The organism is Corynebacterium sp. PCR 32, from assembly GCF_037464985.1.
GTDB lineage: Bacteria > Actinomycetota > Actinomycetes > Mycobacteriales > Mycobacteriaceae > Corynebacterium > Corynebacterium kroppenstedtii_D.
The window spans coordinates 252,682-271,934 of record NZ_JBAHVL010000001.1 but is presented as its reverse complement, the minus strand read 5'-3'; the positions used below and the strand labels follow the sequence as shown (position 1 = coordinate 271,934).

11 protein-coding genes are annotated in these 19,253 nt (G+C 55.6%); 3 read left to right on the top strand and 8 right to left on the bottom strand.

Features of this window, described 5'->3' with window-relative positions; translation table 11 throughout:
• The first annotated feature begins 125 nt into the window (after window positions 1-125).
• Window positions 126-650: a PPA1309 family protein gene (locus tag V5S80_RS01105; protein WP_395169395.1), complete on the top strand. Its 525-nt coding sequence runs from the start codon at window positions 126-128 to the stop codon at window positions 648-650.
• Window positions 651-691: 41 nt separating this feature from the next.
• On the opposite strand, the gene V5S80_RS01100 is transcribed toward V5S80_RS01105, so the two are convergent.
• The 3 genes from V5S80_RS01100 to V5S80_RS01090 all read right to left on the bottom strand — a co-directional run bounded on the left by V5S80_RS01100 (window position 692) and on the right by V5S80_RS01090 (window position 5,172).
• Window positions 692-3,133 carry a YhgE/Pip family protein gene (locus V5S80_RS01100; protein WP_395168924.1) on the bottom strand — a complete coding sequence of 814 codons (2,442 nt, stop codon included), beginning with the start codon at window positions 3,131-3,133 and terminating at the stop codon, window positions 692-694.
• A complete protein-coding gene (locus V5S80_RS01095) occupies window positions 3,130-4,047 on the bottom strand; it encodes an ABC transporter ATP-binding protein (protein WP_395168923.1) in 918 nt (305 codons plus the stop codon). The genes V5S80_RS01100 and V5S80_RS01095 overlap by 4 nt, the downstream gene beginning before the upstream one ends.
• 84 nt (window positions 4,048-4,131) lie before the next feature.
• Complete coding sequence (locus tag V5S80_RS01090; RefSeq protein ID WP_395168922.1) at window positions 4,132-5,172, bottom strand: PDZ domain-containing protein; 1,041 nt, start codon at window positions 5,170-5,172, stop codon at window positions 4,132-4,134.
• Between the two features lie 97 nt (window positions 5,173-5,269).
• On the opposite strand from V5S80_RS01090, the gene V5S80_RS01085 reads away from it, so the two are divergent.
• A complete protein-coding gene (locus V5S80_RS01085) occupies window positions 5,270-6,895 on the top strand; it encodes a zinc-dependent metalloprotease (RefSeq protein ID WP_395168921.1) in 1,626 nt (541 codons plus the stop codon).
• Between the two features lie 41 nt (window positions 6,896-6,936).
• Here the strand turns inward: V5S80_RS01085 and V5S80_RS01080 are convergent, their stop codons facing one another.
• The gene (locus V5S80_RS01080) at window positions 6,937-7,497 is read right to left on the bottom strand and encodes a M48 family metallopeptidase (RefSeq protein ID WP_395168920.1); all 561 of its coding nucleotides are present in this window, start codon (window positions 7,495-7,497) and stop codon (window positions 6,937-6,939) included.
• Window positions 7,498-7,605: 108 nt separating this feature from the next.
• Between V5S80_RS01080 and V5S80_RS01075 the strand changes: the two genes are divergently transcribed.
• Window positions 7,606-8,538 carry a hypothetical protein gene (locus V5S80_RS01075; RefSeq protein ID WP_395168919.1) on the top strand — a complete coding sequence of 311 codons (933 nt, stop codon included), beginning with the start codon at window positions 7,606-7,608 and terminating at the stop codon, window positions 8,536-8,538.
• A gap of 23 nt (window positions 8,539-8,561) precedes the next feature.
• Here V5S80_RS01075 and V5S80_RS01070 read toward each other — a convergent pair whose 3' ends face one another.
• The 4 genes from V5S80_RS01070 to V5S80_RS01055 form a co-directional block, all read right to left on the bottom strand.
• Window positions 8,562-10,688 carry an ATP-dependent DNA helicase UvrD2 gene (locus V5S80_RS01070; protein WP_395168918.1) on the bottom strand — a complete coding sequence of 709 codons (2,127 nt, stop codon included), beginning with the start codon at window positions 10,686-10,688 and terminating at the stop codon, window positions 8,562-8,564.
• A gap of 81 nt (window positions 10,689-10,769) precedes the next feature.
• Entirely contained in the window at window positions 10,770-11,900 is a 1,131-nt protein-coding gene (locus V5S80_RS01065) for a potassium channel family protein (RefSeq protein WP_395168917.1), read from the bottom strand.
• Between the two features lie 91 nt (window positions 11,901-11,991).
• Entirely contained in the window at window positions 11,992-15,591 is a 3,600-nt protein-coding gene (locus V5S80_RS01060) for a UvrD-helicase domain-containing protein (RefSeq protein ID WP_395168916.1), read from the bottom strand.
• Window positions 15,592-15,693: 102 nt separating this feature from the next.
• Entirely contained in the window at window positions 15,694-19,248 is a 3,555-nt protein-coding gene (locus V5S80_RS01055) for a PD-(D/E)XK nuclease family protein (protein ID WP_395168915.1), read from the bottom strand.
• Between the last annotated feature and the right edge of the window lie 5 nt (window positions 19,249-19,253).

Below are 19,253 nucleotides of genomic sequence, written 5' to 3'. Positions count from 1 at the left end.
ACGAACACCACACGGCGCATTCAGAGCTATCCTCCCCGAATTCTTCCTCCCCCTACACATCCGCAGATCCCTTGGTAGGCGCCGAGCCCCATCACCCCACCGACCGCCAACTTCTCGAACGCGCCATGCGTGAAGCCGTTGATTTCATCCATGCCGAAGGGTGGGATCAGCCACCGACAATGTTCGGGCTCGTGCCTACGTCGGTTATTGCACGGGAAACCGGAGCAGCTATCGACGACGCCGATCAGGACAACTTAACGCTCGTTGTCCAAGATTTACCCGACATGGGTTCAGGTGATGAGCTCCAGGACTATGTCGCCCGGACAGCGTGGCCCCCCACCGTCACAGGCGCGATTGTGGCGCAAGAAATCATGTTTCAGAATTCCGCCGAACCCGGGACCCCACCCCGAAAAGCTCGACTATTTAGTGGAATCATCGATGGCGGCCCCGACCTCACCCTGCTTCAACTCCGCCCCACCGAGGACGAATTGAAGGCAGCAGGAGCATTCGGACACGACAACATCGACCTCCTCGGTGGGCCCGATGTTGCCCCCGGGATCGTTGCGCTTCTACGGTCCACGTTTGACGCCGGGCACAATGCCGAGGCGACCTCGTACGAGGATGACCCAACCACCAAAGGATGGGGCTGAATCGCCCCGCCTGCCACTGGGCCGCCTCATGGAGACGCGTTCTAGATGTCGATCGCTGGGTGTAGACGCTTCACCGTCCACATCCGGTTGCGGTAAGCACATAACGCGGTCAGGCTCACACACACTACCCCGACAACGACGATGACCAGAATCGATTGTCCCAGGCGCCCGTCAATGTTGCCGTACATCAGCTGCCTGAACCCGTTGACGGTGTAGGTCAACGGATTCACCGGATGGAGCCATCTGAACATCATAGGTTCAGTCTCAACAGGATAGAGGCCGCTCGAGGAGAGAATCTGCATCATCAGCAAGGCCATCGCCGCAACCTTGCCTGGTCCTGGCCCCAACGCGACATTCAACATTTGGTGAATGGTTGCACAACACACACTTGCTCCCATGGCAAAAAACCAAAGGTACCACGGGTGTTCCGCATGCAAACCAATACATCCAAGAGCCACCACGACGATCATCGTGGCCTGCAACATGGCGATGAGACTTGCCGGCCACAGACCATCTAGAGCTGCGCGAAGTGGAGACACACCTGAGGCCACCGCGCGATTCTGAATTGGTCGGAGCAACAAGAATATGATCATGCCACCAATGAACATAGCCATGGAGAAAAAGAACGGAGCGAGACCAGAACCGAACACTTGGTTCCCCGCCAGGTCTTTAGCTGATTGCTTCGCAGGATCTGCCATGACACGCGCAGATGCTTCACGCTGAGGAGTTGTCCATGACGGAACTTTTTTGGCGCCATCACCAAGTTTTTCTTTCAACTGGCCCAAACCTGCGGATACTTTACCTGCTCCATCCTTTAATGCACCGGCGCCATCAGACAACTGATGAGCACCGTGGCGGAGTCGTGCTGTTCCATCAGACAGTTGCGTAGCGCCATCTTTCAGTTGTGTCGTGCCAGCCGCAAGTCGGTTGCCGCCGTCCGCGAGTGCAGCGGAGCCCTGTACTGCTTGGGGCAGCCCAGTTTTCAACTTTTCAGCGCCCTGATCGAGCTGGCCCAACCCAGAGCTGAGCCGACCTGAGGCAGCCACAAGCGGAATTGTTCCCTGGCGGCGCAGTTGGTTTGACCCAGAGGCAACCGCGTGAGCACCAGCGCTCAGTTGACTTAACCCATTGGTTAATTCGTCAAGCTTGCTTTTGATTGGCCCGGCCCCTGTCGCGAGCGTATTCAACCCACCCCTCATCTCTGCCTTGGGGTCATTGAGTTGATATGCCAATGCTGAGGTTCCCTGGGAAAGCTGGTTTATCGTGGCCAGGCCATCAGAATTTTTACCGAGCCCCTGTGTATCAAGGTGGGTAGCCACGGCATCAAGCTGACTCGCAATATTGTGCGCTGTTGGATCAGAGGCTTCACGCAATTGATCAGCGAGCTTACGAACTTGTTCCGCCTGCCCAGCTTGCGCAGTCGACGCCTGCTGGACGATGGCATTAAGTTGTTGAACACCACCATTGACCTGCGATGCGACACCACCGAGCGTGGCAACACCGCCCGCCAACTGGCCCATCGTTGCATCAATTTTTGCCAGTGGTGCGGTACTCTTCTCCACCTCGGCCTTCATCGTGTCCGCTCCATCGGCAAGCTTGGCTGAACCGTTTGACACATCACCCAGCTTGTGGTCCACCTGGCCGATGCCGTCGTGAATTTTGTCCGCCCCAACCTTTGCCTCACCCATTTTATCCGAGAGAGTAGCAACGCCCGCGCTTGCTTCACCGAGCTTATCGTGCAGTGTGGTGGCGCCACGAGAGAGTTCAGTAGCGCCACTCTGTAACGTCGTAGCACCCCCCGCAAGCTTCACTGCCCCATCTTGTGCCGTTCCTAGCCCAGAATCGAGCTGGTCAGCACCATTTTTGAGATCACCGAGTTTATGTCCAATTTCCTCGGAACCCCCCTGCAGCTTGGTGGAAGCATCAGCAGCCTGAGCAATCCCAGCCCCCGCATCCTGCATACTCACCAGCACTTTCCCAATGGTCTTTTCCCCCAGCGTCGACGAGATCGCCGGAACCATCTCACGCATCGTATTCTGACCAATGAGCGTGGCAAGATAACCATTCGTTGAATTGTAGTTCGTTTGGATCACAGCATGTTCAGCTTTGGTACCACTAGGAGACGCCACAGCCTGAGAAAAACCTGGGGTGAGACGCACCACGAAGTAGTAGTCCCCGTTTTTCACACCCTTGGCCGCTTTGTCGTTACTAACAAAGTCAAAGTGGACCTTCTTATTGCTCTTCAGTGTGTCGACAATCTGATCACCGGCCCGAACAGATTTCCCCTCGACACGAGCGCCCTTGTCATCGTTGACAAATGCGACAGGAAGCTTTTCTACATGACCAAACGGGTTCCAAAACGCCCACAAGTACAAGCACGAGTACAACAGTGGGATAAAAATAATGGCAGCAATCGCAAGGCGCCCCAGCGTGGAACGACGAAAACGACGAAGCTCCGAACCCAAGTTTAAGCCAGAAATCATGATTGTGTCTCCTCGTCAGGCCCGGCGACGACGGCATTGCCTCTACGGATCTCATAGCCAGGTGCACCATCTCCCGGCCGATCACCGACAACCGCGGTCGTACTCAATGTCGCGTCAGCTTCCGTGGAAGTATCCGTGGTACATAACTCAATTAACGTGTGTTCCGGCACGAGCGAATCTGGAAGCGGGTTCACCGTGTTCACCACCACTGGCATTCGTTCGGCCAAGCGTGACAAAACACCAATGAGAGCGAGGCGAAGATCATACTCACGAACCTGCTCAAGATCATCCATGACCAACATCCGGATCTCCTGAGAATGAGCCGGGGCTAAAGCCAGCGAAATCCGGATCAGAATATTATCCAAACTGTTGAGCTCGGCGACATACGCGCCAAGCGGCGGACGTGGGAGATCCCCAAAAACCTCCCCACACACGGACTCGTAATAGTCCTGATCAGCCGGTTTCGTCCACCATATCCACGGCCGTGACCACGCCTTATGCTCAGTTAAAATAGTTTTGAGGCGAACGTCGCCATCGAGACCATCAATAGCCTCCACCCCTGCAACGGCCACCATCTTATTGATCTTACTGGGATGACGCTCCCCCAAAACCGTCAATGAACCCGCATCCAACTTCATCCGACCGGACAAACTCAACGCTAATGATGTCCGGCCTGAACCCCCACGACCACACAGAACCGTCAACCCCCGCCCCGGAACTGTAAAGCTAAGGCTTCCGAACACACGCCCTTCAGCAGCAGACAGAGCAATCCCCTCGGCCGTCACTGCCGGAACACCCTCACCATCACAAAGGTCGGATGCTCGCTGCATACGAGCCGACCTGGCAGCCGACACACCTCCACTATGGACATCGCGTCGCACCGGCACGTCTCCGTAAGATTGACTTTCACGCACGTTAACTCCTCGTGTGACTCGCCGAACTGCCCTTAAGCTCTATACTGCCCCACGTGTCGACACATGAACACACTGTTGCCCACATTATGAACACGTCGTCGGGGTTTTCCCGGCGCGAACGTCTTTCAACGCAGTGACTGCGTCGTCAACGGTGTTCACTTTCGCCAACATGACGCCATCATGGTCGCCTGAGAGTGCTTCCGCACAGTTATCAGCCGGGGTCATAAACATGGTGGCTCCTGCTTTCTTGGCAGCGTCAATCTTATGCGTGACACCACCGATCGGCCCTACATCACCATTGGCATCAATAGTGCCGGTACCCGCAATAAACTTACCGTTGGTCAAATTATCGGGAGTGAGCTTGTCGATAACAGCTAATGTAAACATTAATCCCGCTGAAGGGCCACCAATGTCATCCAAATGGAAATTAATCGACGTGCCGTCCGCCGGGACGTGTTTAACCGTAATCCCCAAGACCGGAGTGTTGTCCGACTCTGCTTTCCGCACCGGAACGGTCACAGTGTCAGACCGTCCATCCCTGGTCACACGGAGAGTCACCTGATCTCCCACTTTATGACGCCGAATAACCGTCACGAGATCCCCTGGCTGTTTAATGGCCTGACCATCAACGGCCTCAATAATGTCACCTTTATGGATCTGATCAACCCCAGGTGGTTGTGATATCACTGTCACCGCCATGGGCCGGTGAAGATATTTCATCGCCGCAACAGTGGCGTTGCTTTCTGAGGAAGCAAACTGCGCCGCATTGTGCTTATTCACTTCTTCAGGTGATTGATTCGATGGAAAAATTTGCTCAAGAGGAACCAGGGTGTCATGTGTCGTTGCCCAGCGGGTAATGGCTTGCGGTAATGACATTCCATGCCGCACGGAAACCGTCGTCATATTGAGATGCCCCGACGTCGGATACGTGCGAGTCCCTGAGATCTCCACAACACTCTTGCCTGCCGACTCGCCTAACGTATTGAACGTCGGGCCTGGCCCTTCGGCTGCATAAGGCACGGAAAGATCAAGTGAGGTTCCAGGGATTGTTGTCATACTCAGTGCAACAGCGGACGCAACCACAGGGATTGCACCGAGAATCATTGTCTTGCTGCGCAGGTTCACAGCGTTCCAGCGTACCGGACACGTTCGTTGCGCTCGTGACAACCGTTCGCTATCAGCATGTGGAGACTTACTTTCCTCAACCGGTACCGTAGGGGCTATGAGTAACCACCGCTTCGGTTTTTCTTCACACCACGATGACAATAATGACGACAACGACCACGACAACAATAAAAACAATGGTGATCACCGCAATAACAACAACGGGCGTCACGGTAATGATGACAATGGCAATGACAGTGGCCCAACGAACCCTTTCGAATCATTTTTTTCCATGCCCGGTGGGTCTAGCGGGGATATTCCTGGGTTTAGCGCATTTCCTGGGGGGTTTGCGTTCAGCGGGTCCCCAGGAAACGGCAATTTAGGCGATATTCTTAGCCAATTTGGAACCATGCTGTCTGGAATGGGTTCCTCGATGAACTCTCCTGACGCCAAAGGGCCCGTCAATTTCGCGATGGCGGAAAAAATTGCGCGACAAACCATTAAGCAATCCAATCCGACACCGGTCCGACACTCCGACCATAAAGCCGTCGACGAATCCTCCAGGCTGGTCGAACTATGGTTGAGCGACGCAACAATTCTCCCCAGCAGAGGACACACACCTCACGTGTGGGAACCCACAGAATGGTTGTCCCGAACATTCCCCACATGGAAGCGTTTTATCAAGCCAGTCGCAGAAAGCCTCGATGAAGCACAAAAAGATGCGCTCCCCGAGGAAGCTAAGCAAATGGCAGGGTCCTTGCTTGGTATGCTGACACAGGTTGGAAGCATGAATATGGGAATGCAACTAGGCCGTATCCTTGGAGACATCGCAACCTCTGTCACGACAGTGACGGAATGGGGATTTTCCCTTGACGATGAACACGGCAGTGCGATCCTCACCGGGCAGCTGGATACACTGGCTGACGAATTCAATAAGCCAAAGCGGGAAATCCTCATCTACCTCTGCGCCCGCGAACTCGCCCACCAACGACTATTGGCGTACGTTCCCTGGCTCGAAGAACGCCTGCTCCTCGCGGTGGAAACGTACTCTCGCGGTCTCTCCCTGGATACATCTGCGATGGAAGAAGCATCGCGCGCCATTGATCCCGAAGCGCTTTCAGACCCATCGCGAATGCAAGATATGTTCCAGCACATCCAAAACATGGACCTTTCACCGCAGATTGTGGCGTCCAATGAGCATGCCGGTGTTCAGCTAGATACCATCCTCTCACTGGTTGAAGGGTGGGTGGATAATGTTCTTGCCGACGCCCTCTTCGACCGCATCCCCGTCATGGAATCAATACAAAAATCCTGGTCAGCGCGCCGCACGATGAAACCAGGTTTGGAAAACATGGCCGGAAACACCGGGCTGGATTTCTCCGCTAGCCATGCCGACGACGCCGCCGAACTATGGCGACGCCTCACCGTTGCAGTGGGCATCGACCGCCGCGACCATGTGTGGGATCACCCCGACTTCCTGCCCACGGCCAACGACATCGCTCACCCTGCCGAATTTATCGACAGCATCCTCGGCGAATCCGACCATGAGGAATTCAACCCCATCAGCGAAATTGAAAAGCTGGAGCGTGAACTCAACGCACAAGCAGGCACAGCACCTCACAGCAACGAAGGCAAGGGCAGCAACCAACCAGATGGCAACACGACGACCACGGATGACAAGTCGAACGACGACAACGCCCCAGGCAACACCCCCCACCAGGACACCGACGATGGCGACATATAGCTCATAGGCGGGGGCAGCTCCCGGCACCCCCGACCCCCTTCTTATCGTTGCTGCTGCCCCATACCACGTCCCCACCGCTGATACGCCTCAAGGTAGCCGTCAGCACGCTCCCACTGATCAATACGGTGTGCCCACGAATAAAACTCGTCTGAGTGGTTCGGAATAAACGTATGGACCAATTCGTGGACAATAACCTGGTCAAGCACGTAATCTGGGACATCTTTAAGGTAATGACTAATCCGAACCCGCCCCGTATCCGGGGAGCATGACCCCCACCGCCGTTCCATATTTGTCACCCAACGGATGTCCGTCCACACCGCTCGATTCTCCAAATACCTCGAATTCAGACGCTGAGCACGCCGTTGAAGATCAGCGTCCGACCGATCCACAACAGATGATCTCTTCTCCACCCGCCGCACAAGAGACTCAACAGACTCCCTCAGCGCCCCAGCTGACATCCCCGCGGGAGCCATCACCACAATACGACCGGCCTCCCGACGCGCCGACAGCGTTTTCGTCCTCCGCGACGACAGCCGAATTTCCACCTCTGGCGCAAAATCCTCCACGATCGCAGCGACATCTCGCTTCACTCTTGGGGGCATGACTTCACTCTACAGCCTTGACCACGCGCGACCGCTACACTACACACAACGCCATGCCACAGGGCACGGACGGGGGAATCGTCACTATATCTACCAGGGGAGCACACCATGCGTTGGCCGCATACGATCTGTCTAGCATCAGGAACCCGCGTTTTCGTCCGACCCGATGGCCTACTCCAAGTCGGCGCTGATCGTTCCACCGCAGTGGTCATCCCCATGACAAACCATGCTGCTGCGCATCGAGTCGCACGGGCACTACTCACATGCACGTCCCCTCGCACCACAGCATCAATCATCGACCGCGTCAAAGCGTCCGTCTCCCATGCCTTCGCACTCACCCTCATCGACGAGCTCCTCCGCACATCACTCGTCATCCCAGGAAATGTCGAACCGGGTCGGAGCCGAGCAAGCATACCACCACCACACACACTCGTCGCCACCGGCGCGTTCACCCACGTACTCGCCGATATGTTCCCCAGCCACCGAATTCTCACCCCCGCCCTCGTCGAAAGGCAAACGGAACCCGCAGCACACCACCGCGATACCTCCCCAACCCTGGACGACGAGCATCACCGCAGCGAACCCCGTGCCAGCATCGTGGCAGGTGCAGTTCCATCCCCCGCATTACTCTCCCGCATCACGAAACCATACATGTTTATCACCGTTCACGACGGCGCGTTGCGGGTCGGCCCAACAATGGTAAGCGCCTCCACGCCCCACTCCTGTGATGAGAATTTCTCCGGTTGCCCTCTATGCATGCACATAGCCACAGTGTCACCGGAGCTCGCCGACGATGTGATCTCCGCACCCAGTGCATCCACACCAACCCTCACACACGAGATGTACACCGTCGCTTCGGGCATTATCACAGCGCAGTGGTCAGCCCTCAACGACTGGCTCACTGTCCCCTCGCTTCCCGTTCCACCGACAATCGGCGCATCAATAAGCCTTAACCCTCGAACAATGGAGGTCTCCCGTCGAGAAATTCCCCGTCATCCACGATGCCCAGTGTGCAGCAGTACAGGCCCACGCTGGCCGTAACGACCCAACGACACACATACCTCTTACGTCGCAGAGGCCGACTCCGCAACGATTCGCAAAATATCCTCCCCATACATCTCTAATTTTGCAGGGCCAATCCCGCTGATCTCTAACAGTTCCGCCGCACTCGACGGTTGGCGCTCCGCGATAGCAATCATGGTGGCGTTACTAAAAACCGTGTAGCTAGGCGTTCCCTGCTGATGGGCACGCCGTAGCCGCCACCGCTGCAGCGCATCAACAAGATCGACGTCAACACCCTCACCACAATCCGCACAATGTCCCACCACTTTTTCCGCCGGCACCGACAACTGCGATCCACACACAGAGCACACCTGCGATCGTCTCGCCCTCGTTCGCGGACGCTCAGACAAATGAGCATCCCCTGGCGCAATACCATCCAGAAATCGGCTCTGCTTTCGCGACGCCCGCCCACCAGATTCACGCGCCAAAGACCAACTGACGTGTACATGTTCACGGGCACGAGTCACAGCCACATACAGCAATCGTCGTTCTTCCTCAATGGCCCACGAGCCTGCCGCGATCGCCTGCCTCATGGGAAGCGTCCCTTCGGTCACACCGACGATAAAAACAGCGTCCCATTCCAAACCCTTCGCAGCATGAGCCGTCGCCAAGGTGACACCCCCCACCCCGGCAGGAGGACGGTGAGAATGCGCACGGTCACGCAGAATGCTCATGACGGCAGGCAAATCCGCCCCCGGAGACGCATGAATAATGTCCACTGTCAGGTGATACAAGGACGACAGCGACTCCCACCGCTCACGAGCGCGCTCACCCGCAGGCGCGTGAGGAGAAAGACCTCTACTCGCCAATACGGCTCTCACATCAGCGATCAATGGATCACCCGTATGTATCGTCCCCGACGTCATATGAGCATTGGCAAGCCGCTCCAATTCTGCCAACGATTCCATGATCTCAGCACGATCGAAAAAGCTACGCCCACCACGAACATGATGAGGAATATTGGCTTCATCCAGGGCATGCTCAAACTTTTCCGACTGCGCATTCAAACGAAACAGAATAGCAATCTCCGACGGAGGCACACCGGACTCAATAAGACGGCCAATCCGCTGGGCCACCGCTGAGGCCTCCTGGGATTCATCATCGAACTCATCAAATACTGGTTCAGGACCTTCAGGCCGCTGACCTTCAAGGCGAAAAGCGGAGGTCGACACCCCACCAGTCGCCTTCGCAATCACCTTGTTCGCAAGATCAACGACTTGCGGTGTCGAACGGTAATCACGGTGCAGACGAACTACCGTGGCATTCTCAAAGCGTCGAGAAAAACGCAAAAGAAAGGCAGGGTCCGCCCCGGTAAAAGAATAAATGGTTTGATTGGCATCCCCCACGACGGTGATGTCATCACGATCGCCAAGCCACCCATCGAGCACACGTTGTTGTAGTGGTGTCACATCTTGAAACTCATCGACCACGAAACTTCGATACCGCGCACGAAATTCTTCAGCAACTTCCGGAAGATTTTCCATCGCACCCGCCACATACAACAGCAGATCGTCAAAATCCAGGAAAATGCCCTCAGGTGTCGCCTTAATATCTTCATACGCCTGGTATGCGGCAGCAACCTTCTCTGCAGAGATAGGGGGCTCACGGCGCAGGTGCTCAACACGGTGCTCGTAATCTGCGGCAGAAATAAGGCTGGCTTTGGACCATTCAATCTCACCCATCACGTCACGAATAGTGTCTTTAGTCGCTGTGACCCCAGTCTTCCTCAACGCCCGCGATACCATGCGGAACTTGTCATCGAGGATTCTCCACGGCAAATCCCCAGCAATACGCGGCCAAAAGTAAGAAAGCTGCTTCCGAGCGGCAGCGTGAAATGTTCGTGCCTGAACCGACCCTGCGCCCATAATGCGCAGCCGCTCCCGCATCTCTTCAGCAGCCCTCGTGGTAAACGTCACCGCGTGAACTTGGTGCGGGGACACAAACCCTTGGTCGATCAAGTAAGCGATACGATGGGTGATCGTACGAGTCTTTCCGGTCCCAGCACCTGCAATGATGCTCAGTGGCCCACGAGGCGCAGTAGCTGCCTCATACTGATCAGAATCGAGTTCGTCAAGGGACAGGTTGAGGCGATTTCGCCCCCCGCTCATCCGGCCACGCATCACGGCCATTGTTGTCCCTCCCGTATCCGTCCCATCATGAGCGCCATCACGACACCACTGCTCTTTCGGCTGCGCCAGACTACTTCTTCTCTACCCCGCATTGCGAGGCTTCACGGACTTGGCATGAGGATTCCGAAGCCCACTCCCCTGACCTTGTGCCCCATCGGCGGAATAGACGCGGCGAACATAGAGCAACCGATCACCCTGTTCCACCACGTTCGCCTCAGGGGAGTCGATGCGATAAAGCTCACCAGACCGCACCACGCCGAGCACAATATCGGACAGGTTTCTAGGATGCCCGCCCACTTCGTCGTCCCGAACGACACGTTCAGTAATGGAAAATCCTTCGTCAGGGCTCAGCAGGTCCTCCATCATTTCGACAACGGAGGGCGTCATAGTAGCCAAACCCAACATACGGCCCGCGGTCTCCGAAGAGATAACAACAGAATCAGCACCCGATTGCCGCACCAAATGAACGTTTTCAGACTCGCGAACACTTGCAACAATCGTCGCGGACGGCGCAATTTCACGTACAGACAAGGTCACCAACACCGCAGTGTCGTCCATATTCGGAGCAACAACCACAGATCGAGCCCGCGACACACCGGCAAGACGTAACACATCCGCCTTCGTTGCAGACCCATTGACTGTCACCAGACCACGGTTTTCGGCGGCAGCAAGGGCATCTTTATCAGTGTCAACAACAACGATCTGGTTCGGCGGAACTCCATCTTCAACAAGAGCCGACACAGCAGACCGACCTTTAGTGCCATAACCCACGACCACGGTGTGGTTGCGCAATTGTCTCCTCCACCTCTGAATTTGTAGTGCACGACGGGATGCTTCAGTCAGAACGGACAGCGTTGTACCCACCAATAACACCAGGAATACGATGCGCATTGGGGTAATAACCAGAATGTTGATAATGCGCGCATTCTCTGTGACGGGCGTGATGTCACCATAGCCCGTCGTCGTCAAAGAAACAGTGGAATAGTACAGGGCATCGATGAACGTGAGCTGTTCAGAATACCCATCCCTATCTAACCAACAAATCACCGACGCCAGGAGTAACAGCACCAGGGCATAGAAAAAACGCCGAACAATGAGCCACCACGGGCTCAGTGGTGCCTGAGACGGAATCCGGACGATATTCACGAGAGCATGGACCGGTAAGTTGTTGAGGGGCGCCTGATCCCCACGCTCTTTGAAGCGCTCACGCATGACATATCACCCGCATAGCGTGTCGTTCTCCTCACTGGCTGGTGGTCGACGAATTCATTAGCTGTTCCTGCATACTATCGCCAGACGCCGGTTATTCTGAGTTGTCCAGTGTAGAAAGAACATCACGAATGATGTCATCCGGGGTTGCTAGATGATCAGGTTCATAGGTCTCATTCAGCCTGACATAGTGGAACGCTGCTCTAATAATGTCATTTTCTGCCCCTATCTTCGCTAAATCACGACGCAACGCCTCCTTGTACACGGCGAGTTGAATTTCCGCTCGTGCCATCGCTCGCCCAATGGGTTTGCTCCCGGTTTTCCAGTCAACAACAATCCACTCGGTGCCACCATCGTTGGTGTCACGTTTAAAAACGGCGTCCATGCGACCACGGATGTAATAACCACCCAGGTTAAGCACAAAGGGACGCTCGACGTCCCATGCTGCCTGCCCTGCCCATTCCGACTGCATAAACGCATCCTTGAGTCGATCAAGTTCCGGCTGGGACATGTCAACGTCGTGATCCTCATCACGAGGATCCCACAATTCGTCATCATCAATGAGTGTCGATGATCCGCCAAGCTCAGTTTCAAGCCAGTTGTGAAAGGCCGTTCCACGTTTCGCATACGGATTCGGTTTAAACGGAACTGGGCGCGCACGGCGACGTGCGAACGCTTCGACATCATCAGCGGCTGAAATAATTTCAGAGGTTGTCAACTCCATCCCCAGGGGGACGTCAACGTGGCTAGCGTGCGCTGCCCGCGCTTCTTCAATGAGCGCAGTAGTCTCGTTTTCCCACGTCGCAGCCAACGTTCCGGGATCAGCGTGGGGAGCATACCGGTCAGCGTCGTGGGCTCCCTCCTCCACGAGATCTGTCATCGCTGCCCGTACAAGCTCGGCTGCCCTGTCCACGGACTGGCGACGGTCGCCTAGTGGATCCTGGGGCCACATGAGCTGGTCTTCCTCGCACGTGTCGGCGACAGCCTCGTCAGCAGATGGTTCCGTGAGGTCAATGGTCCAGGTGGGATGATCGCCACCGGAGGACACCGTGAGCCGCACCGGCCCGTCGGACTCAGTTGACTTGAGTGTGTCCATGTTCTCATCGATATTAATGCCCAATTTGTCAGCAACAATGTTCTGCACATCGAGAAAACGTTGAAACTTCGCCAACGACCTCGAGGTACCCTGTTTCTGACTATGCCCCGAAACGAGGAGTCGACGCGCACTTCGCGTGATCGCAACGTAAAAGAGGAAATCAGCCTCCCGCCTATCGACGGCGCGGAGTTCTTTTTTGTATTCTTTATGAGCCGCGTCAAACTCTGTCCAGTCTGTGAGCTCATCATCCTCAAACACTGGGAATCCAAGTGGGTTCGTGGGGGTCTGCGGATCACCACGAAGCCCAGAGGGCAACGTGTGAGAGACTGTTAGCCATGATTTCGCTGACGGGCGAGTAGGCTCGCCGACATATGTTCCTTCGTCGCAAAATGGCACAGCAACAACGTCCCACTCAAGCCCTTTAGCGCTGTGAACTGTAAGAATCTGAACTTGATCAGCATGAACAGCAACTTCTCCAGCTTCTAGACCTCTCCCGGGAGAATCTGTCGCGGCTGCCAGATACGCCAAGAACTCGTGGGTACTTCCACCACGGGTGGTGAAATCTTCGGCAACGTCGCGGAGCCGGTCAAGGTGAATAGTTCCCGCTGCACCATCATCTGATGGATCTTGGCGGGCGAGTACTTCCGCTCGAATATGTAACGTTGACTCAATGGAGGCAATGAGGTCCGGAAGAGGGACCACCGTACTCTGCTGACGTAACCACCTGAGTTCAGCAGATAGTGCTTCCACACGTCTGCGTCCTTCGTCGCTCAACGACGGTGAGGCCGTGGTCGAATCCACCCCCACGCCAAGGTCCGCGATCGCGTCAGCAAGACTGACCTCTGTTCCATCACCTGGAAGCTCAAGGCCATCAGCTCTCTGGGCAAACACGTCGATCGGTGCTAGGTGCTCCTGTGGTTCTTGTTGGTTCTGATTCCGGTCGAATGCTCCTGGCTTGAGCTGTTTGGCCCTGAGATTGAGTGCTTTTATGTCACGAGTTCCGATCCGCCATCGTGGGCTACTCAACACCTGCAGTGTCGCGTCATCGTCCGCAGGATTAACGACAACGCGCAGCACGGAGAGCACCTCCCTCACCTCAGGGATATCAACAAGCTCGTCGGTCGATATGCTGAAAGGAATGCCACGTTTTCTCAGAGCATCGGCAAATGGCTGAACCTGATTATTCTTGCGTACCAGAATCGCACCGGTAAATGGTGAAGCTTTCCGCCCGACAATATCGCGCTGACGCAGTGCAGCACGGTATTCGTCCTCCATGGAGTCCACCACCCACTCCACCTCGGACGCCTCGTCGAGCGCCCATGTCACGGATACTTCTCCTGAACAGTCAGGTCGACCACTTGTTAATTCAGTGACAAAATCCCTGCTGGTAACACCATCAGACGTCTGTTGTCCCTGGTGTGATAGTGCATTTCGTGCCACCGTGTTGGCCAGTTCAAGCACTTCATTCGGATTTCGAAATGACTCGGACAGCTCTTTCTTCGAACACGGGACACAAGTATCCCCCTCCCGCCGAGGAAAGTCATCGATAAATTGATAAAGATTGCCCGGGGTCGCGCCTCGAAAACCGTAAATACTCTGCATTGGATCCCCCACCGCGGTCACACCGACAGGAGCCTCAGACCCACTATGACCACCATGTATTCCGAATAAATGATGGAGGAAAGAGTGCTGCGCGTGGTTAGTATCCTGGTACTCATCGAGGAAAACCGCACGATAACGAGTACGAATTTCCCTTCCGACCTCAGGGTGTTCTTTAACCAGCTTCGTCGCCGCAGCGGTGATCTGACCATAGGTCATCAGCAGACGATCTGAGAGCCTCTCATTAAATTCTTCCTGATATCTGAGGAGCATAAGCCGATCAATCTGCGACTGACAGAACGCCTGTGGATCGGATTTCAACACCCCTGACTTATGAGTAGCCCCCTCCATGGCGGTCACATTATCAATCAGCGCTTGCGATTCCTCGCGCACGTGATCCGGCGTCACCACATGACTTGTCATCGCCTCCGACAGGCCAAGCATGCTCGTGCGAGCCGTCGATTTGGCCCCCGAAAATTCATATTCCAGGCGCTCATCCTTATACCCCATGTTGTCAATGACACGGCTGGCAATGAGCCATTGTTCGGCCATATCAGCAACCCTCGCTGCAGGCTCAATGGGTACCAGCAACCCAAATTCATTGAGGATCTTTTGCATGAATGAGTCATAGGTCACGACCGTCTGTTGGATTTCCTGCATATCCGTCCGACGTCGGTCCCCTGGCGGCAGTGATTGAATAAGGTCGGTGTGAGAGAGTTGAGTCAGACGCGTCCGGATACGCGCATTCAATTCACCCACCGCTTTTCGTGTGAATGTGAGACCGAGAATTTGGTCAGTAGAAACGTAACCATTGGCAACGAGCCACACGGCCCGCGCTGCCATGGTTTCAGTCTTTCCTGCTCCAGCACCTGCGACAACGAGTTGGGGCTCCAACGGAGCCTCAATCACATGTCGTTGCTCCGCGGTAGGTGCGGGGCGATTCAACGCTGTCGCGATATCAACAGCAGAAAATTCACTGTCCTGCGTGGGGTGAGTCATCCTTCGTCCTGTCCACTACTGAATGTACGACTTTTTACAGCTGTAGAAGTGCCTCGTGATGTGGGCGACGGGGAGGGGCAATCCGAGACAATCGACAGAGAACTACGGAGCATCTGTAGGCCCCAATGAGACTGAACCCACTGTCAGGGCCGATCTCATAGTGTCCTGCAAAGACGTCGACCCCGTCGTCGACAGCTGCGTCTGAGAACAGACGGAAAATGCGGGGCCAGCCATGATCTGGGCAAGATCAATGAGAGTACGTTTCCACACGTCGATCTCCTCATTCGTCAGAGGCTGCTGGACACGTGGCTTTCTATGGTTGTATTTCAGGAAAATGAGTTCTGCGCCATTCAACCGGTTATCCGCCGACGATTGACCATCACCATGGTCAGACCTTTCCGACGGCCTATCAGAGACTGCTTGTCCACCACAGTGTTGAGCCACAGCGATTTGATACGTTTTGACTTGTGGCTGGTCAACCATATCTTTTTCTCTCACCTGGTGTCCCGTTTTGAAATCGATGATGTAGAATTTCCCATCATCATTTTCTTCAAGGCGATCAATCCGACCACTTACGATGACATCGTCACCCGATTCTGTCTGACCGATCACCGCATCAATCCGCTTTTCAATCTCAACAGGGCCAGTAGCAGCCGCATCGCGCTGATGAAGTTTCTTGACTAGTCGGGTAAATACGTCGGTCCACTCGTCGATGTTCTCTGCTGTTTTCCACGCCTGCTCCCCCAAGAGGCGTGGAACTGTTGCGAGGAAAACGCGTCGCACATCGTCTTCATCTGCACCGTGTTCGAGGGCTTCTGCTGCCGCATGCGTCAAAGTGCCAAGCAGCGTTGAACTAGTCTCGCTCTGTCCTGCGCGCATACTATCCCAAAACGCCGTCGCGGGACACGTGAGGTAACGCTCCACTTGAGAGGGGCTAATCCGGTACGCGGTGCCAGGCTCGTGCATGCTTTCTTCTGTTGATAATCCGTGGACACCCCACCACTGGCGTGGGTCCGCTCCTGCAAGCATTGAATCCCGCGACGGGGCGTCGCCCGCAGCTAAGGCGAGACGCGCGAGTTGACGCGCAGCCTGCTTACGTAGGTGATTCGGCGTGTTGCTGGCCTCTACTGCTCGCCTGAGCTCAGCAATCAACGAGTCTGCCGATAAGACACGAGGAAACATTCCATTCGACATCATCGCGAGCTGAGGGAGAACCTCGCTGCCCCCGCAACGACCAGGTCGATCGTCTGATTGCCGAGCCTCCGCCACCTGTTTACTCTCATCGTTCAACACGCCGTCAACGCGAGTAATCTCCTCCACGAAACGCGACCTCGTATCGTCGTCAGCCGCATGTGCACCCACCGCCGTGACCAGTAACGACCGACGCGCTCGACTCACCGCAACCAAAAATAGGCGGCGTTCCTCGGCCAATCGATCATCGTATCGCCCACGCCGGTTCTCTGGCCGTCCCGGTGTAATCCCACGGTCGAGAAGATCCACGAACTCTTCCTGCTGAAAAATCGACCCTGTTTCAGATAACGACGGCCACACTCCCTCCTGCACACCCGCGACGACAACGGTGTCCCATTCGCGACCAACAGTCGCATGGGCAGCAGACACATCGACAGCATCGCGCAGAGGGCCGCGCCGATCACGAGCCCCCGTCGGCAGTTCTTGCTCGGTAATGAACTGCGTGAACGAGGTCATCGTGCTGTGCGGGTGACGTTCAACATAGTCGCCCGCGGCATCAAATAGTGACATGACGGCATCCAAATGCCGATCCGCCATGGATCCGGTGGCCCCACCTCGTAGTGACTGATTGGCCAACGCGTCCGACACACCAGCAGCGTCCCACACCGCCCAGAGGATTGCCTCGATGCTGTCTCCCCGTCGAAAGGCATCGTGGCCCGCGTGGATAACATCACGAACCCGCATAATGAGATCATGTTCACGTCCGCTCAGATACTGCGTAACCTCGGCAAGCTCGCCACCGAGGAGAATGAACCGTAACGCGTCAATCGAACGATACGCAGCAGTGCCCTCATTCCCGCTGTCTATGCTGATCGTGGCAGTCAGGTCCGCTGCCGATGCAGGACTATCAATCTCAAGTTTCATAAACCCACGACGAAGGCCACGCAAGATCCGTCGAAAAGTAACAGGATCTCCACCACCAATGGGGCTAAGAATCATGCGCTCTAGTTCATCATTGGTGACATCCTCACCAATGGCACACCTCACTGCCTGAATGATGGATCGAACCATGGGCTGCTCAGACAAAACAATATCGGTGGGATCGTCAGCGACTGGCACGCCGGCTGATAACAATCCACGCCGAATAGGCGAAGCGTGCACCTTCGAACGGACAATGACAGCGATATCCCTCCAGGGAACTCCGTCCACAACGTGTGCCCGACGCACTCGATCGACGATGGCAGCAACTTCCGCTGATGGTGACGGGAGAACACGCACATCAGCATCACCACGGGCCGTATCATTCGCACCAATCGGAGCACCCGTGTCCCCGGATTCCGGACCGGCGCCCCCAGCGCGCCCTGCGTTGTGGTAACGAATCTCTTGCGCCCAGTGAACACTGTCCGGATGTCCCGTCGCATCAGCCACCCGGGCTGCCAATTCCGCCACAGGTGCAGCCATTCGTTTTGTCCCAGCCAGGTGGATGATGTGCTCTTTTTTCGCTAACTCATCGGCATATTTCGTGCTACCACCACGAAAACGAAATACTGATTCTGACTGCTCACTGGCAACAACGGTCAACCGAGCGCGAGCACGACAACGATCAACTAATTCGGAGGACAACGGATCAAAAAATTGGGAATCATCGATCAGGATGACGTCATAGTTGAGGGAATCCACCACCGTGTCATCCGTATCTATCGCATCAACTGCTGCGCGGATAAGTTCTGACGCATTGAGCGCATTCGCCCCCATCAGACGGGTCGAGGCCCGGTATTCATCGTAAAAATCTGCAGCTGCAACCCACTCATCACGCCCCCACTCACGGCCATACTCGCGAAGGACTCTCGAGGTGCATCCGCGCTCGGTCGCACGCAGGAGGAAGTCACGAAGCTGGCGGGCTAAACCCAGCGTAGGCAGAGCCGGTCGCAGCCGCTCTGGCCACATACTCGACCCTCTGTCGCTGTGTTCGCGAAGCATATCTCGAACCAGTGCGTCATGTTCGGCACCGGTGAGCAAGCGCGGGGCAGGTGCACCCGGCGTATGCGCCGCCTGATGACGCACGACCGCAAAGGCAAACGAGTGAACTGATCGTGCAATCGACTCAGCAAAAATACGCTCCACGATCGGCGACTCCCCCGACACAGAGGCCGACCGAGACCCATCACCACATTCGATCTTTTGTTCGATTGAATGTAATAGCCACCGATTCACCCGGCTAGCAGCATCCTTCGACGGAGTCAGAAACAACAGGGAATCTGGATCAGTCCCCGCCATTATTTCCGCCCGGGCAATATCACGTAACAACGACGAGCGCCCCGAACCAGGACCACCTGTAACCACAAAAGTTCCTGATGATGAGCCCGCTGTCGCGATCAACTCTGCAGCCGACCCACCCCAATGAAAATCGTCATTCACCGATGATTCTTTACGAGGCCGGGTACGAAGTGAGCTATGGCGAGTCATGCCAC